This window comes from uncultured Nostoc sp., assembly GCF_964245575.1.
Classification (GTDB): Bacteria; Cyanobacteriota; Cyanobacteriia; order Cyanobacteriales; family Nostocaceae; genus Nostoc.
In genome coordinates, this window is record NZ_CAXTNP010000013.1 from 19,509 (window position 1) to 43,828 (window position 24,320).

28 protein-coding genes, 1 tRNA gene and 1 riboswitch are annotated in these 24,320 nt (G+C 41.7%); of the genes, 20 read left to right on the plus strand and 9 right to left on the minus strand.

The genetic code is table 11. The features are described from left to right. Positions 1-162: 162 nt before the first annotated feature. The 5 genes from ACFFAP_RS03560 to ACFFAP_RS03580 all read left to right on the plus strand — a co-directional run bounded on the left by ACFFAP_RS03560 (position 163) and on the right by ACFFAP_RS03580 (position 4,272). On the plus strand, positions 163-864 hold the full coding sequence (locus tag ACFFAP_RS03560) for an SOS response-associated peptidase (RefSeq protein ID WP_375509929.1): 702 nt from the start codon (positions 163-165) through the stop codon (positions 862-864). Positions 865-954: 90 nt separating this feature from the next. Next, on the plus strand, positions 955-1,476 hold the full coding sequence (locus ACFFAP_RS03565; protein ID WP_375509930.1) for a photosystem I assembly protein Ycf3: 522 nt from the start codon (positions 955-957) through the stop codon (positions 1,474-1,476). 134 nt (positions 1,477-1,610) lie between these two features. After that, positions 1,611-1,901: an Asp-tRNA(Asn)/Glu-tRNA(Gln) amidotransferase subunit GatC gene (gene gatC / locus ACFFAP_RS03570; RefSeq protein WP_109010682.1), complete on the plus strand. Its 291-nt coding sequence runs from the start codon at positions 1,611-1,613 to the stop codon at positions 1,899-1,901. Positions 1,902-1,956: 55 nt separating this feature from the next. Further along, complete coding sequence (locus tag ACFFAP_RS03575) at positions 1,957-2,925, plus strand: glutathione S-transferase family protein (RefSeq protein WP_375509931.1); 969 nt, start codon at positions 1,957-1,959, stop codon at positions 2,923-2,925. Positions 2,926-3,759: 834 nt separating this feature from the next. Further along, on the plus strand, positions 3,760-4,272 hold the full coding sequence (locus tag ACFFAP_RS03580) for a hypothetical protein (protein ID WP_375509932.1): 513 nt from the start codon (positions 3,760-3,762) through the stop codon (positions 4,270-4,272). Between the two features lie 132 nt (positions 4,273-4,404). Here ACFFAP_RS03580 and ACFFAP_RS03585 read toward each other — a convergent pair whose 3' ends face one another. Further along, complete coding sequence (locus ACFFAP_RS03585; protein ID WP_375509933.1) at positions 4,405-4,986, minus strand: thioredoxin family protein; 582 nt, start codon at positions 4,984-4,986, stop codon at positions 4,405-4,407. Positions 4,987-5,131: 145 nt separating this feature from the next. Beyond that, complete coding sequence (locus tag ACFFAP_RS03590) at positions 5,132-5,347, minus strand: high light inducible protein (protein WP_375509934.1); 216 nt, start codon at positions 5,345-5,347, stop codon at positions 5,132-5,134. 195 nt (positions 5,348-5,542) lie between these two features. Between ACFFAP_RS03590 and thyX the strand changes: the two genes are divergently transcribed. The 5 genes from thyX to ACFFAP_RS03615 all read left to right on the plus strand — a co-directional run bounded on the left by thyX (position 5,543) and on the right by ACFFAP_RS03615 (position 7,659). After that, positions 5,543-6,265 carry an FAD-dependent thymidylate synthase gene (gene thyX, locus ACFFAP_RS03595; RefSeq protein WP_375509935.1) on the plus strand — a complete coding sequence of 241 codons (723 nt, stop codon included), beginning with the start codon at positions 5,543-5,545 and terminating at the stop codon, positions 6,263-6,265. Between the two features lie 162 nt (positions 6,266-6,427). Continuing rightward, entirely contained in the window at positions 6,428-6,679 is a 252-nt protein-coding gene (locus tag ACFFAP_RS03600; protein WP_375509936.1) for a DUF433 domain-containing protein, read from the plus strand. Next, a complete protein-coding gene (locus ACFFAP_RS03605; RefSeq protein WP_375509937.1) occupies positions 6,663-6,788 on the plus strand; it encodes a hypothetical protein in 126 nt (41 codons plus the stop codon). The genes ACFFAP_RS03600 and ACFFAP_RS03605 overlap by 17 nt, the downstream gene beginning before the upstream one ends. Further along, positions 6,785-7,030 carry a hypothetical protein gene (locus ACFFAP_RS03610; RefSeq protein WP_375509938.1) on the plus strand — a complete coding sequence of 82 codons (246 nt, stop codon included), beginning with the start codon at positions 6,785-6,787 and terminating at the stop codon, positions 7,028-7,030. The genes ACFFAP_RS03605 and ACFFAP_RS03610 overlap by 4 nt, the downstream gene beginning before the upstream one ends. A 254-nt stretch (positions 7,031-7,284) precedes the next feature. Next, positions 7,285-7,659: a hypothetical protein gene (locus ACFFAP_RS03615; RefSeq protein WP_375509939.1), complete on the plus strand. Its 375-nt coding sequence runs from the start codon at positions 7,285-7,287 to the stop codon at positions 7,657-7,659. Between the two features lie 23 nt (positions 7,660-7,682). On the opposite strand, the gene dcd is transcribed toward ACFFAP_RS03615, so the two are convergent. Both dcd and ACFFAP_RS03625 read right to left on the minus strand, forming a co-directional pair. After that, a complete protein-coding gene (dcd, locus tag ACFFAP_RS03620; RefSeq protein WP_375509964.1) occupies positions 7,683-8,252 on the minus strand; it encodes a dCTP deaminase in 570 nt (189 codons plus the stop codon). An 86-nt stretch (positions 8,253-8,338) separates the two neighbouring features. Next, entirely contained in the window at positions 8,339-8,875 is a 537-nt protein-coding gene (locus ACFFAP_RS03625; RefSeq protein WP_375509940.1) for a P-loop NTPase family protein, read from the minus strand. A gap of 343 nt (positions 8,876-9,218) precedes the next feature. On the opposite strand from ACFFAP_RS03625, the gene ACFFAP_RS03630 reads away from it, so the two are divergent. The 7 genes from ACFFAP_RS03630 to ACFFAP_RS03660 all read left to right on the plus strand — a co-directional run bounded on the left by ACFFAP_RS03630 (position 9,219) and on the right by ACFFAP_RS03660 (position 14,624). Continuing rightward, a complete protein-coding gene (locus ACFFAP_RS03630) occupies positions 9,219-9,842 on the plus strand; it encodes an adenylate kinase family protein (protein WP_375509941.1) in 624 nt (207 codons plus the stop codon). Between the two features lie 211 nt (positions 9,843-10,053). Continuing rightward, positions 10,054-10,797: a ribonuclease PH gene (rph, locus tag ACFFAP_RS03635; protein WP_375509942.1), complete on the plus strand. Its 744-nt coding sequence runs from the start codon at positions 10,054-10,056 to the stop codon at positions 10,795-10,797. A 410-nt stretch (positions 10,798-11,207) separates the two neighbouring features. After that, entirely contained in the window at positions 11,208-11,930 is a 723-nt protein-coding gene (gene pgl, locus ACFFAP_RS03640) for a 6-phosphogluconolactonase (protein ID WP_375509943.1), read from the plus strand. A 347-nt stretch (positions 11,931-12,277) separates the two neighbouring features. Then, on the plus strand, positions 12,278-13,153 hold the full coding sequence (locus ACFFAP_RS03645; RefSeq protein ID WP_375509944.1) for an FHA domain-containing protein: 876 nt from the start codon (positions 12,278-12,280) through the stop codon (positions 13,151-13,153). A gap of 285 nt (positions 13,154-13,438) precedes the next feature. After that, a complete protein-coding gene (locus ACFFAP_RS03650; RefSeq protein WP_375509945.1) occupies positions 13,439-14,182 on the plus strand; it encodes a M50 family metallopeptidase in 744 nt (247 codons plus the stop codon). Then, positions 14,182-14,367 carry a hypothetical protein gene (locus tag ACFFAP_RS03655; RefSeq protein WP_196524939.1) on the plus strand — a complete coding sequence of 62 codons (186 nt, stop codon included), beginning with the start codon at positions 14,182-14,184 and terminating at the stop codon, positions 14,365-14,367. The genes ACFFAP_RS03650 and ACFFAP_RS03655 overlap by 1 nt, the downstream gene beginning before the upstream one ends. Before the next feature lie 2 nt (positions 14,368-14,369). Next, on the plus strand, positions 14,370-14,624 hold the full coding sequence (locus tag ACFFAP_RS03660) for a hypothetical protein (protein ID WP_375509946.1): 255 nt from the start codon (positions 14,370-14,372) through the stop codon (positions 14,622-14,624). Positions 14,625-14,667: 43 nt separating this feature from the next. Here ACFFAP_RS03660 and ACFFAP_RS03665 read toward each other — a convergent pair whose 3' ends face one another. The 4 genes from ACFFAP_RS03665 to ACFFAP_RS03680 all read right to left on the minus strand — a co-directional run bounded on the left by ACFFAP_RS03665 (position 14,668) and on the right by ACFFAP_RS03680 (position 18,490). Next, complete coding sequence (locus ACFFAP_RS03665) at positions 14,668-15,672, minus strand: 2-hydroxyacid dehydrogenase (RefSeq protein ID WP_375509947.1); 1,005 nt, start codon at positions 15,670-15,672, stop codon at positions 14,668-14,670. A gap of 185 nt (positions 15,673-15,857) precedes the next feature. Continuing rightward, positions 15,858-16,880: a serine hydrolase gene (locus ACFFAP_RS03670; protein ID WP_375509948.1), complete on the minus strand. Its 1,023-nt coding sequence runs from the start codon at positions 16,878-16,880 to the stop codon at positions 15,858-15,860. Positions 16,881-17,307: 427 nt separating this feature from the next. Continuing rightward, a complete protein-coding gene (locus tag ACFFAP_RS03675; protein WP_375509949.1) occupies positions 17,308-18,060 on the minus strand; it encodes a hypothetical protein in 753 nt (250 codons plus the stop codon). A gap of 10 nt (positions 18,061-18,070) precedes the next feature. After that, on the minus strand, positions 18,071-18,490 hold the full coding sequence (locus tag ACFFAP_RS03680; protein WP_375509950.1) for a DUF1636 domain-containing protein: 420 nt from the start codon (positions 18,488-18,490) through the stop codon (positions 18,071-18,073). Positions 18,491-19,022: 532 nt separating this feature from the next. Beyond that, positions 19,023-19,166: riboswitch (cobalamin riboswitch) on the minus strand. A gap of 239 nt (positions 19,167-19,405) precedes the next feature. Between ACFFAP_RS03680 and ACFFAP_RS03685 the strand changes: the two genes are divergently transcribed. Both ACFFAP_RS03685 and ACFFAP_RS03690 read left to right on the plus strand, forming a co-directional pair. Further along, positions 19,406-19,490 (plus strand) — tRNA-Ser (locus ACFFAP_RS03685). A 244-nt stretch (positions 19,491-19,734) separates the two neighbouring features. Then, on the plus strand, positions 19,735-21,027 hold the full coding sequence (locus ACFFAP_RS03690; RefSeq protein ID WP_375509951.1) for a CapA family protein: 1,293 nt from the start codon (positions 19,735-19,737) through the stop codon (positions 21,025-21,027). 418 nt (positions 21,028-21,445) lie between these two features. Here the strand turns inward: ACFFAP_RS03690 and ACFFAP_RS03695 are convergent, their stop codons facing one another. After that, positions 21,446-23,071, minus strand: a complete 1,626-nt coding sequence (locus ACFFAP_RS03695; protein WP_375509965.1) for a serine/threonine protein kinase — start codon at positions 23,069-23,071, stop codon at positions 21,446-21,448. Between the two features lie 510 nt (positions 23,072-23,581). Here ACFFAP_RS03695 and ACFFAP_RS03700 point away from each other — a divergent pair. After that, complete coding sequence (locus tag ACFFAP_RS03700) at positions 23,582-24,319, plus strand: DUF3598 family protein (protein WP_375509952.1); 738 nt, start codon at positions 23,582-23,584, stop codon at positions 24,317-24,319. Position 24,320: the final 1 nt, after the last annotated feature.

The window sequence follows — 24,320 nt, forward strand, 5'->3', positions numbered from 1 at the left end:
AGGTTCAAAATACAATATCTTACCAAAATATTTTCCCAAAACCGGATGATTTTTTTGAAGATTTAGCTTAGAGGTACTAAAGAAAATTATCTGAAAAAATAAAAAACATTATTCATTTCTAGATTTAGATATTTAATTTAGTCAAGGAGCGAGAATAAAAGTATGTGTGGAAGATTTACTCTAAATCAGTCAGCAGAAGCTATAGCTCAAGTTTTCCATATCGAGCCAGTTCTGGATTTAACAGCCGAATATAACATTGCACCTACTCAGATGGTGGCAACGGTGTTACAAAATCCTGAAAGCGAAAAGCGTGAATTTAAGCAGTTGCATTGGGGATTAATTCCGTCATGGGCGAAAGATGCAGGGATGGGAGCAAAGCTGATTAATGCTAGGGCTGAAACTGTTGCCGAAAAACCTGCTTTTCGTTCGGCTTTTAAGCATCGACGCTGTTTAGTTATAGCTGATGGCTTTTATGAGTGGCAACGGCAACAAGGCAAAAAGCAGCCATTTTATTTTCGCCTTCAAGACGGGCAACCCTTCAGCTTTGCAGGTTTGTGGGAGAAATGGCGATCGCCTACTAACGAAGAAATAATCTCTTGTACAATTTTGACAACGGCAGCTAACGAATTACTCCAACCTATCCACGAGCGGATGCCAGTGATTCTAGAGCCAGAAGATTACGATTTATGGCTAGATTCCCAAGTGCAAACGCCCCAAACCCTACAGCAGCTATTGCGTCCCTATTCAGCGCCAGCAATGACTGCGTATCCAGTTAGCACCTTGGTAAACAACTCTCGGCATAATAGTCCAGAGTGCATCATCCCACTCAGTGAGAAGAATGCCCCCACAAATCAGTTAAATTAGCTATTGAGTGGACTGGGGATTAGATGATGAGGGAAAAGTTTTTCCAATGCCTAATACCCAGTCCTCAATCCCCAATCCCCAGAGACAAATATGCCAAGAACACAAAAGAACGATAATTTTGTTGACAAATCCTTTACAGTGATGGCGGATATCATCCTGAAGATCCTGCCAACCAACAAAAAAGCTAAAGAAGCGTTTGTTTATTATCGAGATGGCATGTCAGCCCAAGCAGAAGGGGAATATGCTGAAGCATTGGAATATTATGAAGAAGCTTTAACACTAGAGGAAGATACCAGCGATCGCGGCTATATTCTCTACAATATGGGGCTAATTTATGCCAGCAACGGTGACCACAATAAAGCTTTAGAACTGTATCACCAGGCAATTGAGTTAAACCCACGTATGCCCCAAGCCTTGAACAACATCGCCGTGATTTATCACTACCAAGGCGAAAAGGAGAAAGAAGCTGGAGATAACGAGGCTGGCGAAGCACTGTTTGACCAAGCAGCAGACTATTGGATTCGGGCTATTCGCATGGCTCCCAATAACTACATCGAAGCCCAAAACTGGCTGAAAACCACTAAGCGATCGCAAATTGACGTATTCTTCTAAAAGTGATGAGTTAGGAATTATGAATCATTCACTCCTAACTCCTGACTCCTGTACAGACGCGATTAATCGCGTCTCTCCTAACTCCTGTACAGACGCGATTAATCGCGTCTCTCCTAACTCCTAACTAAAAAAATATGATTGACCAAGAACAAGTTCATAAAGTAGCTAATCTTGCTCGTTTAGAATTGACTCCAGAAGAAGAGGAACAATTCACTACCCAGTTAGGAAGTATTCTGGATTATATTCAACAGTTGGATGAACTTGATGTTAGCAATGTGCCCCCGACAACGCGGGCAATTGATGTCAGCAACATCACACGAGAGGATAAATTGCAACCCTATCCTGACCGAGAAAGCATCCTCAACAGTGCGCCTGAACAGGAAGGCGAATTTTTCAAAGTTCCAAAAATCCTGAACGCTGAATAGTCAAAAGTCAAAAGCTTTAGATTCTTGACTGTTGGCTAATAACAAGGAGATAATTATGGGTTTGGGGATTCTTAAGGATGGTCAGTGGATATCTCAAAGGGATCAAGAAGACTCAGAAGGTAAATTTATCCGTCCATCAACTACTTTCCGTAACCACATTACAGCTGATGGTTCTAGTGGGTTGAAAGCTGAAGCGGGGCGCTATCATCTGTATATTTCTTGGGCTTGCCCTTGGGCGTGTCGCACCGCCATTATCCGCCAATTGAAAGGACTCCAAGATGTCATTGGGTTATCGGTCGTTGCAGCAGAAATTGCTCAAAATAGCTGGGAATTTGGTGATGAACCGGGGTGCATTCCCGATACAGTCAACGGTACTCAATATCTTTGGCAACTTTATCTGAAGGCTGACCCTAACTATAGCGGCCGCGTGACAGTTCCAGTTTTATGGGATATCCAAAATGGGACAATTGTCAATAATGAATCACGCGAAATCATTCGGATGTTTGATACAGAATTCAATGCTTTCGCCAAACAAAATATCAACTTTTATCCAGAACATTTACAAAAAGTAATTGACGAGACGATTGATACAATTTATCAACCAATAAATAACGGTGTCTACCGGGCGGGATTTGCTACCACTCAGTCGGCTTATGATGAAGCGGTAACGGAATTATTCACCGCTCTCGACTACTGGGAAAAAGTATTGGGAAATCAACGCTATCTTTGCAAAAATCAAATTACTGAGGCTGACTGGTGTATGTTCACTACTCTGTTTCGTTTCGATGTAGTTTATTATGTGCATTTCAAATGCAACTTACGCAGAATTGTAGATTATCCAAATCTGTGGAATTATCTCAAAGAGCTTTACCAACTGCCGGGAGTCAAAGAGACTTGCAATCTTGACCACATCAAACGGCATTATTATAGAAGCCATCCCCAAGTTAACCCAACTCGCATCGTCCCAAAAGGCCCACTGATTGATTTTGATGCACCCCATAACCGGGATAAAATATTTGCTTGATTGTTTTGTTCGCTTGTCGCGTCATCGCTTCATGAGTATTATATGCAGCCCAGAACTTAGTGCGATTCATCTGGGGTAAAAAATTACAAAGCGTTAATTTTTGCAAAATATACGTGCTCCAGTACAAATACTCGAAATTACAGTAATTCGATAAAGTTTAGAGGGTATTTGATTAGAGGATATTTGAAAAGTCCTTTTGTCGAGCTTGAAAACAACTAGCAGTGCTGCGGGGTTCTTCTTTTAAGAGAAGTTACAAAATTTCGGTTTCACCTTCGGTTAGAGCGCCCAACATTAGACGATGGTGAAGATCCCCAACCATCCGGATGTAACCCTGTAAAGGTAGGCAAAAGGGGGCCGTTGAATAATTAACTTGTGACAAAGGTCTTCGTGAGTTTCTACGGTTATAACAGAAGGGGACATTAGGATACACTGGCTTTGGAATACACTGGAAGTTCAGCAGCAACAAACAAAATCGCTGCTAGTGACTTCCTGCCTAGCATCCTATTACTTTTTGCTGTATGAAACTTACTCAAATATACGGCGAGTCTTCCTCAAGAAGGTTTCTTAACATCTAAAACGACTCCCACTGTTTTGAGGCTATAGCCTTAGAATATTTACAAGCTTTACTTACGAATTAGCTCTCTCTAGAGAAAGTACCGTTTTTGCTGTCTAAGCTGACATTCTACCAGTTTCTATTGGGATTTGTGTAGCTTAACAAATCAGCGGATTCATTAATATTAAGCCTGTTTACTATTTAGTTTCTTACCCTGACCTATTAGACAGCTAGAGTGTTCATTTCACTTTGTTCAATAGCTTTTAGCCCTTATCGCTCCCATGCTGACCCATCACCGCAAGCCCGTGTGCTTATCACTTTTTTCCACTGACCTACCAATTTGGTCTGTTGTAGAAACTGCCGCGACATTGTATCAAAAAGATACTGATAGATTCCATTTGCTGCTGACCGCACCGCCCCTAATTAGCTGTGAAGTAGAGAGTGTCGTAAGTCCAGAGGATAGACTTCCCCAAAGTAAGAGCAAAGCTTACGCCCCTAACAGTCCCAGAATTTTGTGGCTGGAGATTTCCCCTTATCGGGTTATCATGACTATGCAAGGTAACGCTCAAGTGAGTTACCGTCACTTTTGGGAACGGGGCGTTTATGGCATTAGTCGCTATTGGTTGCCAAATGAGTCATTGCAACCTAACAATCCTATTCGTTTACGAAATTTTACTAGTAGCCTAATTCTCAACGGACATCCCTTGCCAGAACATTTACGTCTGGAATATGAATTGTGGGCAGAAAAAGTCCAACTAGGATGCTACATACTAAATTTGGAAATTAAACACTGATAGTTATGGGGAGTAGGGAGTAGGGAGTAGGGAGTAGGGAGTAGGGAAAAGTTTTCCCAATACTCAATGCCCCATGCCCACTTGCCCTGAGCGAAGCCGAAGGGATGCCCTATTCCTTATTCCAAATCCCTTTCAACCAAAATAACTGGGTTGGTTTCCAGGTTTCCATTTAATATTGCAACCAACACTTGGCTTTTGTTCGCTTGTAACAGGTTTACCCGCCAGCACTGCTTCAATGGCTGCGCGTAAATCTGCGCCTGTTACGGGTTTACCATTACTGGGGCGGCTATCATCTAATTGTCCCCGATAAACAAGTTGCCGTTGGTCATCAAATACAAAAAAATCAGGTGTGCAAGCTGCTGTGTAAGCCTTTGCCGTTTCCTGACTTTCGTCGTAGCATAAGGTAAAATTAAACCCTTGTTCTGTTGCAAATGCTTGTAACGACTCTGGCGCATCATCTGGGTAATTTTTTGCATCGTTAGCACTGATGGCAACGATCGCTAAATCACTTGTAAAATAATCTTTTCCTAACTGCACTAATTCTTGTTGAACGTGCTTTACAAATGGGCAATGCCGACAAATGAACATTACCAACAGTGCTTTTTTATCTGCAAAGATGGAAAGTGAAGTTGCCTTTCCAGATACCACTTCCGGTAGATCAAAATCTGGTGCTTTTGTGCCTAGTGGCAACATAGTTGAAGCAGTTAAAGCCATAATTTACCTGATAACTTTACGCTGATAACTAAAGGCTTTTGCTATCAGTATATTTTCACTCTACCACTAAGTTTTCCATAAATTAAGAGACGGTAAATTTACCGTCTCTTAGATTTGTTGAGAGTTACATTATAGGAATCAGTTTTTATAGACTTGTCAAAACACCAACAATGCCGTGTCCAGTCAATACTTCTAATGCTATCAGAGAGACAAAACCAATCATTGCTAAACGACCATTGAGCATTTCTGCAAAAGGAGTGAAGCCTGTGCGAGCGCCTTGCTCATCTATATAAACCTTTGGCTCGATCGCAAAGTTGTTCAGTTTGCCTTGGTCGTCAATTATAGCAGTGTTTGTACGCATGGATTTTTCCCTGTCTTCTTTTTATGTAAATAACTGTAACAAAAGTATTAATATTTGTAAAGTATCTGAATCTGCTCAACTAGAAGTCCAAGCCAGAGATATGATAATGAATCGAGTTCAAAGCCATGTTTAACGAATAGGCTCTGCTCCTTGTGTGTAGGCACTTTCAGTCACAAATCCATTCCCCATAAGCTAATGCATCGATTTCGAGTAGAGGTTATTGCCAAAACACCAAACCCGCAGCAGGTGATTTATGCCGCGATGCACCAAGACTATACTGATGGGTTCGTGTTTGATGAGCGCGACTCCTGGCCCTCGGAATCACAAAGCGGCGAAGTTATTGTTAAGCGACTTTTAGCTGGTGAGAGGGGACACTATGGGCCTCTAGAGCATCCCCAGATTGTTTTCAATTGTGGCTACTTTCCCCATAGTGTTATGCAGCAGGCCCGTACGCATCGCGTGAGCGTATCATTTGATGTACAATCTTTTAGATACACGGGCAACCAATTTATTGATGTAGTAGAAGGTAAAAAAGACATAGAAGATGTTTTTTACCTACGTCCTGTTGGTTATTACACTGATAGACAAGGCAAAAAATACCACTATTCACCCGAAGCTAGAGCAGCAGATTTGCAATGGTGTCTAGAAGCAGCTAAACGATATAAAGCTGATTTTGAGGCTGGGATGTCTGAAGAACATGCAAGAGGGAAAGTGCCTTTTGATTATCGCCAGCATTTTGTAGTTAGTTTCAATTTAAGGTCTTTCTTGCATTTTTGTGACCTGAGAAATAAGAAAGATGCTCAACTTGAAATTCAAAAATTGTGTGAAATGATGTGGCCTCATTTTGAAGATTGGGCACCTGCGATCGCACAATGGTATGAAAAGCAGCGTCTAGGTAAGGCAAGATTAGCACCTTAGATATTGGTACCTGAGCCTCCTTATACTGTTACCCCCTTACGGCTATACGTTTTGGCGTTCCGAATTTTGGGTTGGATTGAGAGCGATCGCTCCAACTCCTCCCTTAGAGCTAGAATGTGATGAAGGTTTAGACTATCTCTAAATATAGACTTTTGCAGGACGATGGATATTCAAAAAGTTCTATGCGATCGCCGAATTATTTCCTCTGATCCAGATATTATGAGTGGTACTCTTGTGTTTGTTGGAACGCGAGTTCCATTGCAGACTTTTTTCGACTATTTAGAAGGCGAAGCTGGTTTAACCGAATTCTTAGAAGATTTTCCACATTTGCAAACTCAAGTGTTACAAGTTTTGGAGGTGATTGCAAAAGCAATGCTGAATCGGGAGCAAATTATTTATGCTCATTCTACTTGATGAAAATCTCCTGAGTAAGAAGTTAAAGAAGCCGTTCAAAAATGCAGGACATTCAGTGCAAAATGTAGAAGATATGGGCTGGCGTGGTGTCAAAGATAAGAAAATTTGACTTTAGCTGATAGACATCCTTTTGATGTGTTTATTACATCAGATAAGAACTTACCATATCAGCAAAATTTTCGATTTATTACACTCCGAGTTGTGGTGTTGGATACATACAGTACGCGTCCAGACTATTTAGTGCCGTTGATAATTCAAGTTAGTGGATTGCTGGAATCTTTAGCGCCTAGTTCTGTAACGTTAATAAACGATGAGGGAGAAGTACAACCCTTCAATCTTAGTGGTGGCTAGTGATAGTAGATTAAACTCGTAGAAATCCTCATCAGAAAAAAAGCCCTGTGATTTTATCATGTCCGCATCCCCCCTTTCCTGTGAGCGCAATTCCAATTTTTCGCCTGGATTTAGAGCGATCGCACAATAGTATGAAAAGCAGCGTTTAAGTAAGGCAAGATCAGCACCTTAAGCAAATTGAGTCATTAAAGTTTAAAATTTTATAATTTTTTAAGCTACAATCAATACAAAATTTGATGAAATCGCAAAATTTTATGAACATCAGTGTAGAGGACAAGTTTTTACTTTCAAAGCCAAGTGAAGTGATTGAGTTGTTAAAGAGGTGTAATCAGTTAGGAATCAATAATTATAAGTTTGAAGGCTATGGTAATGGAGGTAGGAGCGTCTACTCTTTTGGAGGTTTTGTTTCTGACTCTTTAAACGGATATTTTTACAACCTAAATCTTTTTTTCTCACTTCCTGGTTTACCTCCCAAAACTTTGATTAAGAAAAGCTTTACTCTTTCTGAAATAAACTATCTATCAAACGATCTTCTCACTATTGATATCAACTATTTAGTTTATGAGTACGCCCAAATTGCCAACCAACTCGGACTTGCAAAAATAGATTTAAGTTCTATTTTTGTGTAAACTTTTTTTAGATATCATTCAGTCTAAACACGAGCCAACGTTACAATTTCTAGCTGATCCTGATATTTACCCTGACGTGCTTCGTAACTGATAGCGCAGGGTTCGCCTTCTAAAAAGAGTAATTGCACCACACCTTCATTAGCGTAGATGCGACAGTCGGCACTAGAGGAATTAGAAAACTCTAGAGTTAAATGTCCACGCCAAGCAGCCTCCGCAGGAGTTAAGTTTGCTATTATACCACATCTTGCATAAGTAGATTTACCTATGCAAATGACTGTAATATTATTAGGAACTTCCAGTTTTTCTAAAGCGACTCCTAAGCCATAACTATGAGCAGGTAAAATAAAGTAACTGCCATTGGCATCTGTGTGTAGTGCGGTTGGCTCCAGATTCTGGGGATTAAAGTTTTTGGGATCAACTACAGTTCCGGGAATGTGGCGAAAAATGCGGAACTCAGCCGGGGAAAGGCGTATATCGTAGCCATAAGAAGACAGACCGTAGCTAATTACAGGCTGAACCGCTACAGACTCATCTTTTTGCACTTTTCGGATTAAGCTCGGCTCAAAGGGCGAAATTAGACCCTTTTGAGCCATTTCAGTAATCCAGATATCGTTTTTAATCACAACTTCACAGCTAATTCAAACCGAATTACTAGGATATCCTGAATTGAGTATTTTGTTTAAGGTCGATAACTCCGGCGGATTTCTGTAATTTGATCTGCTACATCGAGAAGAGATTTGGGCATCTCTGGTCCTGTGAGAATTATATCGACGTGGGGAGGGCGTTTTGCCAAAAATGCTAAAACTTCCGTTTCAGGAATTAAACCAAAGTTAATCGCTAAACTTAACTCATCTAAGACAACGAGAGAATACTTACTATCACACACTACCTGTTGTGTATACTGCCACAGCTTTTGTAAGGCTTGATTTTCCGTATCGTCTAAATGTGGTGTATCGATACAACGAGGCAAATCACAACGAATCCAATCTAAATTTTGTCCCAGTTGTATAGGTCGATCCTGTCCTTGACGAATACCTCCTTTCAGGAACTGCACTATTAATACTGGCGTTCCTTGTCCAGCTATCCTCAGTGCTTGCGCCATAACGCTCGTAAAAAAGTTGCGATGGGAGCTAGTGAAAACTTGCACTAGTCCTTCCACTGGATATGGTAAGGTAAGGAGTGAATTTATACTTGGAGTTTCTAGCTGAGCAACCATAGGGTAAAGTTCAAAAAATTACAATAAATTAAAGGTTTGTGCTGGCGGTAGTTATTACAAATCTGCCTGTATAATCTATCTGTTTTCACAGGTATGGTGGATTTGGCAAATTGCATTCTTAGTCAAACACTAGGTTTGTGCTGAAGTCAAGAGTTCTGTTGATTTACATTTTCGTCTTTTATCGGAAAGGAGTTGTAAAAATGAAAACATTAGAGTTACAGTTCCAATTATTTAAAAAAGCTAGGCATAACGTCTGAAAATCGCTAAATGTTTGATTTATCGGTTGTTTAGGCAAAACAGATTTAGCAAGTAGTGGATTTGACAGGATGAGGAGTAAATTGTTGTGAAATTGGTGATTCTGGGAGGTTCAGGATCGGGTAAAAGCACTCAAGCACAAAGGCTTTGCAGATATTTTGATATTCCTATGATTTCTACAGGTGAGATTTTACCGGAAGCGATATCTGGCGATAAGTTCCTCCCGGAGTTCCAATGGTCGCAAGCTGACCCCCGGACTTCCGTTTCGGTTTACACTAGCTTGAGTGAACTAGGTTACCACGCACGGCCATACGTGGAAAAAGGGGAGTTGGTTCCAGATGAAATAATCGTTGAATTGCTCCAAATTCGCCTCAGACAAGCAGATATTAACTGCGATTGGGTCTTAGAGGGCTATCCCCGTACTGCCTTCCAAGCTGAACAATTAGATTTTTTATTGGATAATTTAGAGCAAAAGCTAGATTGGGCTATTTATCTCCAAGTCCCACAAGCTGTCATGGTTAGCCGATCCTTGGGGCGATCGCTACCAGATGACCAACCAGAAATCGTGCAACGCCGTGTAGAATTATTTTACGATCACACCATTCCCATCCTAGAATATTACGACCGTCGTCGCCGCTTATTGACCATCAACGGCGACCAGTCACCAGATATGGTGCAGCAAAATATTTTGACTCTGCTTTCAGTTTCTTAGAAAAGAAGCAGGGGGCTACTCTTGCAGGGGAGGCAGGGGGAGAAGAAGCTAATGCCCAATACTTCGACTCCCTTCGACTACCAAGAGGGCAAGTCGCAGTTCGACTGCGCTCACCGTAAACTCAGTACAAGTGCCCAATGCCCCTCAATTAGATGATTTGCAACACTAAGGTAACCTTAAGGCAGTATTGTAAAATCTTAAGGCAACTCCAATGGCTTGGCAGCGTCCTGACGGTCGGATTCCCTACGAACTACGTCCGATTAGCTTCTACCCCAATTTCACCCGCTTTGCCCCCGGTTCTGTTCTCGCAAGATGCGGTGATACTCAAGTCCTTTGTACCGTTAGCGTTAATAAGGGAGTTCCCAAGTTTCTTGAAGGAACTGGTAAAGGCTGGTTAACTGCTGAGTACCGAATGCTACCATCTGCTACCCAAAAACGGCAAGAAAGAGAATTATTGAAATTATCTGGACGGACGCAAGAAATTCAACGTCTAATTGGCCGCAGTTTACGCGCAGCAGTGGATTTTAAGGCACTGGGAGAACGCACGCTGACTGTGGATGCTGATGTGTTGCAAGCAGACGCTGGAACTCGGACAACAGCCATTACAGGCTCGTTTGTGGCGTTGGCTCATGCGATTTCTAAATTATTGCAAGAGGGGGTGTTAGAGCGATCGCCTCTATGTGGACAGGTAGCAGCCGTTTCCGTAGGATTACTGGATGGAGAGCCATTTTTGGATCTTAATTATATCGAAGATGTGGCTGCAACAGTAGATTTTAACGTGGTGATGAATCAACATTTGGGAATCATTGAAGTCCAGGGAACAGCCGAAGAAGGCAGCTTTAGCCGGACTCAGTTAAATCAACTGCTAGATGTCGCCCAAAAAGGAATTCAGGAATTGTTAATTGCCCAACGCCAAGCGATCGCTGACTGGGAAGCGCTGTTTATGATTAATTAGTTTTATTAATTTTTATTAAGAATTAATAAATGTATCCTCTGTGCCGTTAATCAACAAAGTATCAAGTAACTGGATGTAAATAAAAACAATCATGAAAGTAGTTAGTACGACTGACTATTCCATACGGTTCGGATAAGATCCCCCCGCCTGCGGCGACCCCCTTAAAAAAGGGGTAAAGAGGGGAAAAAGCCCCTCAATTTATCGGGGGTTGGGGGGATCTTCGAGAGAAAAACATATTAACCGAACCATATTGGCTCACTACTGACAACTTACCGTTGAAGGTGATAAGGAGCATCTACGTTTTTCCAGCCTACCTAATCCATGATGTTAAATGTTTCAAAAGTTAAAAAGGAGGATTGTAATAAGTTCGGTATTGTATTGCTGGAAGCCAGCAATATGATGATGAAGCCATGAACAAAACCGTTGAAGTTCTACCGGATCAGCCGGCGCTGGTTGCACGAGCGCTAGAATTAATTCTGTCCAAGTTAGAAACTGCCATTGAGCAGCGAGGGTGGTTTACTATCGCCTTATCTGGCGGCAGTACACCTAAACCGTTATACGAAGCGATCGCTAATCAAAAACTGCCTTGGGATAAAATTCATATATTCTGGGGGGATGAGCGTTACGTACCACCAGATCACCCCGATAGCAATGAACTGATGACGCGTCGGGCGTGGCTAGATCATGTTGATATCCCAGCAGCTAACATTCACCCCGTACCAACCTTGTCAGCCAATCCAGAACTTGCTGCTGCTAAGTATGAACAACATCTCAAAGAATTTTTCAATTCTTCTGGGGTCGAGTTTCCCTCATTGGATGTAGTATTACTAGGAATGGGTGATGATGCACATACCGCATCTTTGTTTCCCCACACAGAGGCTCTCAAAGTACGCGATCGCCTAGTTACCGTGGGTAATAAAGACGAAAACCCCAGGATAAGTTTCACATACCCCTTCATCAACGCTGCTCGCAGCGTGATTTTTCTGGTTGCTGGTGCTAATAAACGACCAGCTTTGGCGCAAGTCTTTGCACCTGTAGCCGATGACTTCACTTACCCATCCCGCTTAATTCGGCCCCAAGGAGAACTTTGGTGGCTGCTGGATGCGGCAGCAGGTTTGGAACTTCAACATTAAACTTGGGAATTGGGAATTGGGAATTGAGACAGAGGAGGCAGAAGTTCTAAAATGTTTGAATTTTGAATTTTGAATTGATTTGTCTCTCCCTGTTCCCTTTCTCTGTGTAATGAGTGTCCAATTCATCGTTCCATCAGCAGTAATTGCTAAAATCTAAAGCTAGGGCCGCCCTCTGCTTGCCAGTCCTACTACTTTGTCAAGCTAGTTTTGAAAAGTTTGTAGTAAGCACAAAGCGTGCTTAAAAAATAAGGACTAAAGTCCTTACTATGAACTTGCTTACCCATCAATTTAAACTTGACAGATTACTACCTATATCTATGATGATCTTGAACAAAGGCTAAATATCGATGATCGTCTGCCCTAATTGCAATCATCCCAACCCTGATGGCGCTGTCCAGTGTGAAGCTTGCTATACACCCTTACCCGCGACTACTAACTGTCCCAGTTGTGGGGCAACTGTGCAGGCAGATGCTGCATTCTGCGGTCAGTGTGGCTATAACCTTCACTCCGCAGGAGTTCCACACGTTCATACTGCGGTAGCTACAACAGTTACTCCCGATGTTCCTGTGGAAGTTCCGCCGTTAGATCCACCCGATCCCCTGTTAGAACTTTTACAACCAGATGCTTTGGGAATAAGCGGTTCTACTAACTCCCATCCCCCCATCTCATCTTTACCAGCAACAGAGGTGGCAGCTCCCCCAGTCGCTGCGCCAGAGATACCGATGGCAGAAAGCAGCCCTCCAGAACCAGCGCCAACGATCGCAGCTCAACCCGTAGTTTCTGGACAAAGTATTCCTACTCCACCACCGTTGGAACCAGCGCCAGCCTCCCAAGCCGAAGTAAAACCAGAAGCACCAGCACCAACTGCAACTGTTGCCAGAACGCAATTGCAGCAGGTTACAGCGCGGTTAATCCACGTTCAAAGTGATCGGTTAATTGAATTGCCGCAAAATCTCTCTGTGATTCATATCGGCAAGCCCAATGACCGGATTCCCCCAGATATAGATGTTTCTGGATTTCCCAATTCAGAAATTGTCTCGCGGATTCATGCAGATATTCGCGTCGAGGGAGATGCTCATTATGTAGAGGATGTGGGAAGTTCTAATGGCACTTACATTAATAATTCGCCGCTTTTACCAGGGAATCGTCATCGCTTGCGACCAGGCGATCGCATCAGCTTGGGTAAAGGAGACTTAATGACATTCCTCTTTCAACTTGCTTAACTGATTCTCCATCAATTGTGACATCAGTCTAGGCATTTTCTGCCTATCCTCCGGCATTCCTTTTGGAGGAAAAACAAATGAACCGCATCAAACAAGCGACGGATAACTATGTTGTTCTGGATAGCGCCATAGTTTACAGCCGTCGCTTCGAGGTGCGAATTGTTGCATTGTTCAGCAACTCCATTACCTGAATAATTACATTAGGATGGATGAAAATCCACTGCCAAGTTTAGATTTTGGATTGAAGGGAAAATCTAAAATCTAAAATCCAAAATTGAGTGACCTATGAAAGAACCAAGCAAAAATTTTGAACCCTTGCTTACCAGAGAAGCCCCGCCAGTTGTTGAACGCATGGGGCTAACCTGGCTAATTGCAGCAGCGATCACAACTGCTTTACTGTGGCAAGTACCAGGAGGGGATTATATCTTATACCCATTTACGATCCTGGCAACTTGGTTTCATGAAATGGGTCACGGCTTAATGGCAATCCTATTTGGGGGACAGTTTCAGAAGTTACAGATTTTTCCCAATGGTTCTGGTGTTGCAACTTATGGCATCCGGTCGTCATTGGGGCCAATTGGCCCGGCAATTGTCGCAGCCGCAGGCCCAATGGGGCCGCCTCTTGCTGGTGCAGGTTTGATTCTAGCTTCCCGCAGTTTTAGATCAGCAACCCTCTGTTTAAAAATATTAGGAAGTTTTTTGCTATTTTCCACATTAATTTGGGTACGTTCCTGGTTTGGATTGGTGGCAATTCCCTTGCTGGGTTTAATAATCTTGGGTATCGCCCTGAAAGCACCTCGCTGGGCACAAGGGTTTGTCATTCAATTTCTGGGTGTACAAGCTTGTGTAAGTACGTACCATCAACTTGATTATCTATTTAGTAGTTCTGCTGGCCCCCTTGGACTCTCTGATACAGCGCAAATGCAGAGGTATTTGCTTTTACCTTACTGGTTTTGGGGCGGGTTAATGGCGATCGCATCTCTGGTGATTTTAGTCCAAAGTCTCCGCGTTGCCTATCGTTCGGAGTAATGAGTAAAAAGCACCATCAAAAGGCAATTGAATCTTTAGCTCAAAGAATTACTGAACATCAAGAAAAGATTAGACTCGAATCAGAGAAGAGTTTTCCTGACGAAGGTTTAATTAAGCATTGGGAAAAAGAGATTCGTGCTTTTGATAAGGCAATCCAACAAGCGCGTAAAAGATTGAGACAATAAATATGCAGATTAGCGATCGCCCTCTTGCAGTCACAAATTCAACCCTCAGTACCTTGATTGCTGAATTAGGTACAGAGTGCCTGAAAGTACAAGCCTTAGTTAACCAGTTACAGTTAGCTAATTTAACTGCTAACCAACAAGCTGAAATTCTCGCAGAACTTTTAGCTGCTGCGGTTCATCTGCATAATCATTGTGACGAAGATTTTCAGACGCTAATTATTGAGGAAATGGAGAATTTGCCTGATGATCAGGATTGACTAGTGATTTTAGTCCAAAGTCATTGCGATCGCCAACCATTACCTAAGCTGACACTTGGGCGCGAATTTCATTAGCACAAGGACGACCCTTTTCAACATCAGCAATATTAGCAAAAGTTGTTTCTGCAATATTGTGGAGAGCTTCTGCTGTAAAAAAGGCTTGATGTCCGGTAATGAGTACATTGGGGAACGTCGTCAGACGTTGGAAAATATCATCTTGAATAATTGCACCAGACAAATCCTCAAAGAACAATTCCGATTCTTGTTCGTAAACATCCACACCGAGATAGCCAATCTTGCCAGACTTCAATCCCTCAATCACTGCTTGGGTATCAATCAGCGCTCCTCGGCTAGTATTAATTAGCATTACGCCTGACTTAATCTGTTTTATAGCCTCAGCGTTAATTAAGTGATGCGTTTCCGGAGTCAGGGGGCAATGTAGGGAGATAATATCCGAGTTGGCAAATAGCTCAGGTAGCTCAACATACTTTCCACCTAGCGCCTCCAATTCTGGATTACGATAAACGTCATAGGCGAGTATGTGACAGCCAAACCCCTTCATAATCTGTCCTAAAATCAGACCGATTTTGCCGGTACCGACAATCCCCACTGTGCGCTCATGCAAATTAAATCCCAACAGTCCATCTAGGGAAAAATTGCCTTCTCGGACACGGTTATAGGCCCGATGGATTTTGCGATTTAGGCTTAAAATCAATCCTACAGCATGTTCTGCTACCCCGTAGGGTGAATAGGCGGGAACACGTACAACGGTAATTCCTAAGTCTGCTGCGGCTTGTAAGTCTACATTGTTAAACCCTGCACAGCGGAGAACAACCAGCCGAGTTCCCCGTGAGGCGAGAAGTTCTAAAGTTGGCGCGTCAACTTGGTCATGCACAAATACGCAAACCGCCGGAAATCCGGCGGCGAGGATAGCTGTATCGCAATTTAAACGAGGTTCAAAAAACACTAACTCGTGTTCAGTGGGAGAATTTGCAGCTGACAAAAACTTCCGATCATAGACTTTTGTACTGAAGACTGCTACTTTCATGCAAAACCTCAAACTGTATGCTGCACAATGTTCGACTACATAATACCTTGGCAGTTACAGAAGCGATGTCTACGACGAGCCTAGCTGCGGCATCTTTGAACATTCTCAATTTTATCGGTGAGTACTAAACTTAGACCTTTCACTCGAAAATCAAGTGTTAATCATGCTTCATAACCAATAAATAATTAAGGTAGATTACTGATTTTTGGCTGATCGAAGTAGCCATACATGACCCGAGAAACTTGACGAATAAAATCCCTAGCTCTAATGTCATTATTCGGTCTTCGCACGAAAATTCCTGCTAAATAACGCTTACCTGATGGCGTTTCAATGATACCCGCATCACCTAGTACAAACCGCAGAGTACCTGTTTTATGGGCAATATTTGCACCATAACCTAACCCAGATGGAAGCAAACTTTTATTGTGACAACGAATCATAATACCTAAAACTTGGGATTGACTTATATTAGAAATTAACTGATTGTTTGTCATCAAAGCTGACAGTCGTACCAAGTCTTTTGGACTAGTTTTATTAGTTCCTTTAAAGTCTCCTAGCATATTGTGAATTACAGTACTTTGCAATCCCCAACGGCGAAACTTTTGATTTAATTTAGATGCACCGCCTAAACGGTCGATAATCATATTTGTAGCAGTATTATCGCTAATAGTCATCATCTTGGTTGCAGTTTGCAAGAGACTAAGCTTAGTTCCTACTCGTTGATACTGCATATCTCCAGAACCGCCAGTGACATCCTTCCGGCGCATCACCAAAGTTTCGCCTAGTTTGATTTTCCCTGCATCTACTTCTTGAAACAATGCAATTAAAATCGGATACTTAATTGTGCTAGCGGCGGAAAAAGCTTTATCACCATTAACACTAAAATAATCTCCTGTTTGTAAATCCATAAAAAAGATTCCGGGAATGAGGAATCTATAGCGAGCCATTAATGCTTTAATAGGAGTTTTTAGTTCTGATATCTCGCGTCCTAGAGGAACTACACCAGTGAATTTAGAAGTATTTATTGAGTTTACAGGATCGCTTAGAGGAACCGGAGGAATAAATTTAAGTTTTGGTAGTTGTAAATCAGATTGATTTGCCCTCCAGTCATTTGTGTTGCCAACTTGATTCGTATTGGGATTAGCTTTTACTGGGGACGATAGTAAAAGAATACTTATAAGGCTCAGTAAGAACCAGCGTAGTTTCATGTAGTGCTGTGAGGATGTGTTGGATTTATTTACAGAAATTTTCCGAAGAAGTTAATCAAATCCGGATTGATTGACATATTAATCACTAAGATATCCGATGTCAAGAGATATGAATAAGAGATTTTCTGGAATATTGTAAATAATAATTTTGATAAAAAAGTACAAGGGAGGATATAGAAAATATGCTTATTTTACATCAACTATTTATGTAATTATACAAATACGAAGAGATTGTGATTGCGTTTTTAATTTTTATAGCAATGATTTATACATGGCTATTATGATAAAAAAAGCACCCGTAGTGGAAGCAATTAAAAAGTGGAAACTGAAGACTACAAAATGACTAATAGTCATTGGCTATTGAGGATTTTCTAACTGTTCTAAAATTTCTACAGAAGACTTACCTGCATCAGGTTGGGTGTTTGTTTCAGAGGTCATTTTGGTTAACCTGATGAATAGATAACTGCCAGAGTTGTATTTTATAACAGAGATGGCTATCAAAAATGGTACGTGCTGCTAACCCCTCGACAATCGGCTTTTCCAGCCAGCGTTTGAACGCTAAACGACCGATCGCGTCTAATGGTGGGAGTGCGTTCGGCGTTTCGCCGTAGCGCTTCGCTATCGCTACAACATCAGCAATATATTTGACGGTAGTCAGCCCAAAAGTTCGGAAGTTCTCAACACACAAGTCAATCGTTGGTGCAACTTGGGTGGAAATGTCCTCAGTCTTAATTAACTTGAATCCAGCCTTTTCCAATGCCGCCTGAAGCTCGCTAGCAACGTGACAATTAGAAAAAATGCCCTCTCGATATCCAGCATCAGAGCGCATCATATCCGCAAGCAATAGGTAGCCAGCACTACTTAATAAATGAGCTGCACCCTCAGCCAAATCGTCAACAGCAATATATTGGCTGCTTTCACTGAACAGAACTAAATCATAGGAGTGTGAGGTATGAAAATCTTCAAATCTGGTTAAGTAGAAAGGTACTTGTCCGTTGGTATTCTTGATAAACTTCTCTTGTTGGAGTGCATCGGGTGCTAATCCCTCAACAACAAACCCGCGCCCAAATGACTGAAATCCTTTCCATCCTGTGTAACCTATTACCAGCAGATTCGTGTGAATAAAGCTGTTTTGCCAGTAGCCAAAATTTCCTTGCCAGACACTCTTTTCCGGTCGCATTTGCTTCCTCCTATAGAACTTTACAACAACTTATGTTTAATTTTGCCCACTTATTTAGTGGTGGAATCTTAGCTAAAATACCCGTTTTCAAAGGTTCAGGTCGTTCTGACCAAGGCAGTAAACCATCAGACTTGGTGTAATATTGACTTGCACATTCCAGTACAGCAGATGCACAGCCATCAACTGGTAAATCGCCAAACAGATAGGTTGATTTCCCCTCTGCTGTAAAGGCAATCACACAAGAATGGTTACAAGCACTCATACATTCAACTCCCTGAATGAGGAAATGATTTTGCAATTCCCAATCTTGTGTAAGTTGTTGAAGCTGTTGTAGTAGTTGTTCGCCTCTACTTTCACCAACTCGTTTGCCGTCTTGCCACACGCTGGCACAAGTCGTGCAAACAAATAGAGTATGTTGTTTGTCAAGCATTAATTTTGAAGTGTGTAGAAGTAAATTTGAATTGCAGATATCATCCAGCTTTAGCCTTGGCTAAGGTCTATGTGCAGTCAGCCGTTTTCATTTATCTGAACCACATCTGCTATGGGGGCACAGTCAACTTAAGGTTAAAAGGGCGGTTAAAACCCGGTCTACACAGACAAAACTTGCCTCCGCAGGTTTCAAAACAAAGGGCTTAAGCTAGGGTGTTGATTTTCTTTTAGCCCAAGTCGGTGGGCTTTGTTTGTATAGCCGCTCTAAGTTGACTATGCCCCTACAGCGTGATCTATTTACATGAAAATAGCTGTATTAGCAACAATTAACTAGTAGTACCGATACTTACGCCTAGAAAAACTAGCATAAGCGATAGCTACACTTAGAGGTGCAATTTCTACTATAAATTAACTGTCTATCGTCTCGTAGCAAGCCATAATCTGTAGCGAATCTCTGGATCTTTGAAAAAGTGAGACTGACTAATGGTATAAATATTTATACTTTTGTTCATCTGTACCTCGCAGACGTGTAGAACTTATAAGTCAACTTCGGCGGGCATTCTGACTCTGAGACATGAGTCTCATCACAGCTGCGGGACAGCGCCGGATTTACACCGGACTTTCCCCGTTTCCTCTAGTGGCTGATCTCTACTAGAACCGAGTTACTTTTCTAACTATATCACCGTTCAATACTTCAAACAGTTTTTATCACGGCTCTATATAAATACATCTCTAGATGTCATTGACTTGCTAGGTAATTGCGGCAACCACGATGATGGGAAATGTCTTAGGCTTGGGCGTTCCCGAAGCTTCCGTTACGCAGATAAAGCGATAATGTTATAATAATATAGGGAATATGCTAAGATTTCCCTTGATTCACGGCATTTGAATACTCAAATGTGTGAATGATATAGCTGGAGAGGTGTCCGAGCGGTTCATGGTGACGCACTCGAAATGCGTTTTGGGGAAACCCAACGGGGGTTCGAATCCCCCCCTCTCCGTTTAAAATGATTGCCGAAGAACTAGACAAACAGATGATGTTTGGCTTCATAGATGGTATATATGAGTATTTGCAAGTAAGGGCACACAAATGTGCGCTTTTAAGTATATATGTAACTAACATTGTATGAAACGGTATGATATTTTCGTACTTACTTAGTCAGATATTGCCCGAACTACATTAAAATATACACCGTTGACACAGATTTTTGGGATAAACTAATGCCATCGTGTGAGGAGTGAACGATGGCAAATCGCTACATGGGGAGAGTGTTCTCATTTAGTTTTATCAGTGTCTGTTTATATATAGGTATTAGTATAGGAGTCGTTATCCGGCTTGGGCAATCACAGCGATTAAACGCTGCTACTACATCTACCGAGCCTGTGCAATTTCCATTAGCTATCCCTGAACTTACGCCATCAACAATAGAACAACAAACCTTTCCAGATACTATTACTATCAAAGCCGTTGGAGATATTATTCCCGGCACTAACTTTCCTAACTATAGATTACCCCGGTTTCGAGATCAATTATTACCAAAATCACTGAGAACTCAGTTGCAAGGATCTGATATCTTGTTTGGTAACTTTGAAAGTAGCTTAACTAATTATCCCTACACTGCCAAAGATATTAGTCGAGGACAAGTCTTTGCTTTTCGCTCCCCACCTGGATATGCCCAGCTATTTGCTAAGGCTGGTTTTAATGTGTTTAATATGGCGAATAACCATGCAATGGACTTCGGGCCGATAGGGTTCAAAGATACAAAGAAAAATCTTGAGGCTGTGGGCATTGCAACATTAGGTCATAAAAATCAAATTCTTTATTTGAAAGCTAACAATATCCCTGTGGCAATGGTCGGGTTTTCTCCTTATGAAATGTATAATTCCATCAATAATTTAGGAGCAGCCCAAGCACTTATAGCCAAAGCGAAAAACGAGGCTAACATTGTAATAGTATCGATGCACGCTGGAGCCGAAGGAACGGGGGCACTACACGTTAAGAATCAGACAGAGTTTTTTTATGGAGAAAACCGAGGTAATTCGATCAAGTTTGCTCGAAACATGATTGATGCGGGAGCAGACTTAGTACTAGGACATGGGCCTCATGTTCCGAGAGCGATGGAAATTTATAAGGGAAAAATCATCGCCTATTCTTTAGGAAACTTTCTGGGATATCGAACTTTATCTACGAATGCCCAGACGGGTGATTCTATGATTTTAGAAGTTAAACTTAACTCTGCGGGAAATTTGGTATCAAGTAAAATTATCCCAGTGCGGATGAATGGGCAGGGAATCCCTCAAATTGATCGGTATTTTCGCACTGTGAAACTTATGCGTTCTTTGAATAATCAAGCTTTTCCACAAAATCCGGTGAAGATTAATAATAAGGGGGAAGTTGTTGTACAGAAGAGTAAATCTGACAATTCAGATTATGTGAAAAAGCCCACTAAAAACCTAACCTCTTTCCTGACCTCTAAGGCGAAAAATTCAAAGTCTCTCTCCTCAAAGGAGATAACTTTAGAGAGGTTTTCCAAATAATGTGAAAAGTCAAAAGAGTAAATAATACCAAATTAAAAACTCATTGTGATATATGGATAGAGAAAACCCAGATACACTCAAACTAATGTCTGTATGAAGATGCCCCTATAGTGCAATAAATAAAGAACGAACCGCCAAGTACGCCAAGTACGCCAAGAAATAATAAATTAAGAGATTTGGTGCAGCTTCACAAAGAAATGGTATCAGGCATTTCCAATCAAAAATCTAAAATTGTTCGACGGTTTCTGACCGAAGTCGTTCTGTCTTGGAGAGAAGCCGAAGGCGAAGATCCAAAATGGTATAAGGAATTTAGCTGAAGGTGAACAAGAAATAAAAAGCCGTTTTTGTATTGCCAAGAGGTGTTCAATTTTAGATTGTGAATTTTGGATTTTAGATTGAATAAATAATTACAAATCGACTAATTATTGTCATCTTGTAGCTTTTCCTGAAATTTATGATCGTCTTGGTGTTGACTATCAGTCGGTGAATTTTGTTTGTCCAGTGTTGGTACTATTACAGCAGAAGGATCTGAATGTTTGGATTCTGACTGTTTGGATTCTGTCGGTGGCGCTGTTGGTATAATTACAGGATTTGACGGAATTATTGGTTGAGGAGAAGGAGAATTCTGATTAAAAGCGGGTGAGTTATTTTTTGATAGTGGTGTGGGGGAAGCACTACGAGATGAACGGATTGCCCGTAGTTTTTCGACTAGCGAAGGTGTAGGGGAAACGCTAAGTGAAGGTGCAGATTGCTCAGAATTGCCGCGTTGTGATTCTTTTGTAGGGCTGCTGGGTGTTTCTTCTGGGGAAGAATGACGATTACGCCGACGCTGCTTGGAATTATAAACAGGTGCTGATTCGCTTCTTGAGGTGGTGTTAGTCTCTTCACGACTCTCTAAGCTAGGAACTTTCGCAGGTGGTTCTTGAGTTGGCTGTTCAAAAAGCGGCTTTGCAGTTGGCTGCGGCTGAGATTTGGGTAAGATGTTAGTGATGCCAAAACCTGCTGTAGCAGCAACCAGGGCTACACCTATACCTATGAATATTTTAGATGACCCCAGCTTTTTTGCCAGTACATTTTCTTTGGCGATGCCTGGGTTGGGCTGCGCCAACGCAGATGGTTTATGAATGCGGTTCTGGGCAGTTTTCCCATTCCCAATTAAAGTTGCTGCCTGTTGAGCAGATAAATTGACAGTTGGCACTGCATAAGTGGTTAAGGCTTGCGATGTCATATTCACCCCGTTTCTAGGTAGCAGTTGTAACCACTCTGCAACTGTCGCTGGTCGAAAACGAGACTCCACTGCCATACCGCGCATTACTGCCTGGTTGACAGCAGCACTTAAATGTGGTTGCAGTTCGCGGGGGGAAGGCATTTGCTCGCGATCGCGCAATAATGCTGGTATTGGAACTTGGGCTGTCAACAGTGAATACAAGGTTGCCGCTAAACCATAAACATCCGTGGCGGGTGTGCGTGGCGCTTGCGTCAGATACTGTTCAATTGGAGAATAACCCTCAGAAACCAGACCCGTGTGAGTCTGCCTGACACTGCCATTAAATTCCCTGGCTATGCCAAAATCAATCAGTACTACTTCCTGGGTTGCTTCACGAAGGATAATATTATCTGGTTTGACATCTCGATGTAACAAACCATTGTTATGCACTACCTGCAAGGCTGCCCCAATTTGCCGGATGTAATGAATTGCTGTGGCTTCTGCTATTGGTATCCCTGGTAATACAAATGCGTCTCCCAAGGTTTCGCCAGGAATGTATTCCATCACCATGTAAGGCAGTCCAGCTTCGATAAAAAAATCGCTAACTCGGACTATATTTGGGTGGATACACGTAGCTAATCGTCTGGCTTCATCTTGGAATTGGCGCTCGAATTTCGCAAAATCAGGATGTTGTCGCAGCCGTTCATTAATGGTTTTCATCACCACCTCCTGACCCAAGTAGTGATGCGTAGCTTTAAAGGTAATGCCAAAGCCACCCCGCCCTATTTCTTGAATTAGGGTATATTTTCCATCCTGCAAAATTGTGCCTGCTAACATAAAGAGTCCTGATTCCTGAGTGAGCAGATAACTAGCGAGTCCTAAGTCTTGAGAGATTTCCAAAAAATTTTCCCATATTTTCTTAGAGGGCAGAGTTTTGCCTGTCTATCTTACGGGATGATTTAGTTGTTGGAATTCCCTAAACGGGAAAAACCTCCCCAACATCACAACAGTTTTATCTTTTTCATAGGATAACGCGAGAGTCAAGAAATCCTGAAGTAGGAAACAGACTCAAGCTGTCTTCCACGTCAGTGATGTTAGGGAGGAAGCAGGACTTGACACGTTACTTGCTACAACCCTAAGGAGCAACCACCCTAGATTACTTAAAATTTTTCATATACAGCAATTTGCAGTTGAATAGACCATAGTAGGGGCGCACATCTATGCGACCTTAAAATAATTTAACTTTCAAAAGGTCTATTCCATTAAATTAAAAAACGCTGTATCATTTAGTATTCCTATATGATTAATTTTATTGATAGCAAATAACAATCTAAACAATAGCTAACAATGAATTCAGACACCATAATAAATGCCCAACTGCAAAACTGGGAAAATTTTTGCAGTCATATTGGAGACTGGCATGGAACTTGGAACGTTTATAACTTAGAGGGCAAATTAATTCGCTCTCATCAATGTGTCAGAAGCTTTCACTTAAGCAGTGACGGAAGTGAAATGAATCATCAGAATTATTCTACTTATGCTGATGGAACAAACAAATTAGAAACCTATGGGCCACATAAAAAACCTCAGATAAGATCGCTTCATTTTAACGATAGTTTTTCATGGGGTTCTCAAGAAGTCAAATCTGGCTCAGTGTTCTTTTTTGAGACTGGTTTTAAGCATAAAGATAGGCGTAGGAGTGCAGTTGCCAGATACAACGAAAATGGTACTTTAGATATTCTGATAATTTCTGAACACTTGGGAGGTAGAGGCGATGAATCTCCTCTACCTCTTGCAAATCAATTAACTGGTTGGCAAGGAATAATAACAAAAATGACACCTGACTGTATAGTATCACCCGCAGTTCCAACTTCATGGATACAACTAGAAGATTTAAATAATAATTATCTTACTTTGCGTTTGAAAGATGGCGTATCAATCAGTATCCCAAAATATATAGAGAGTGAAACAGAGTTTTTTCTGGTGACAGAATGGCTAGTAAATCCTACTTTATTGCTGCGAGGTATTCGCCATTTCGACATATCTGGGTTTACAAGCTTTACCTTAGAAGTATTCAATCGCTGAT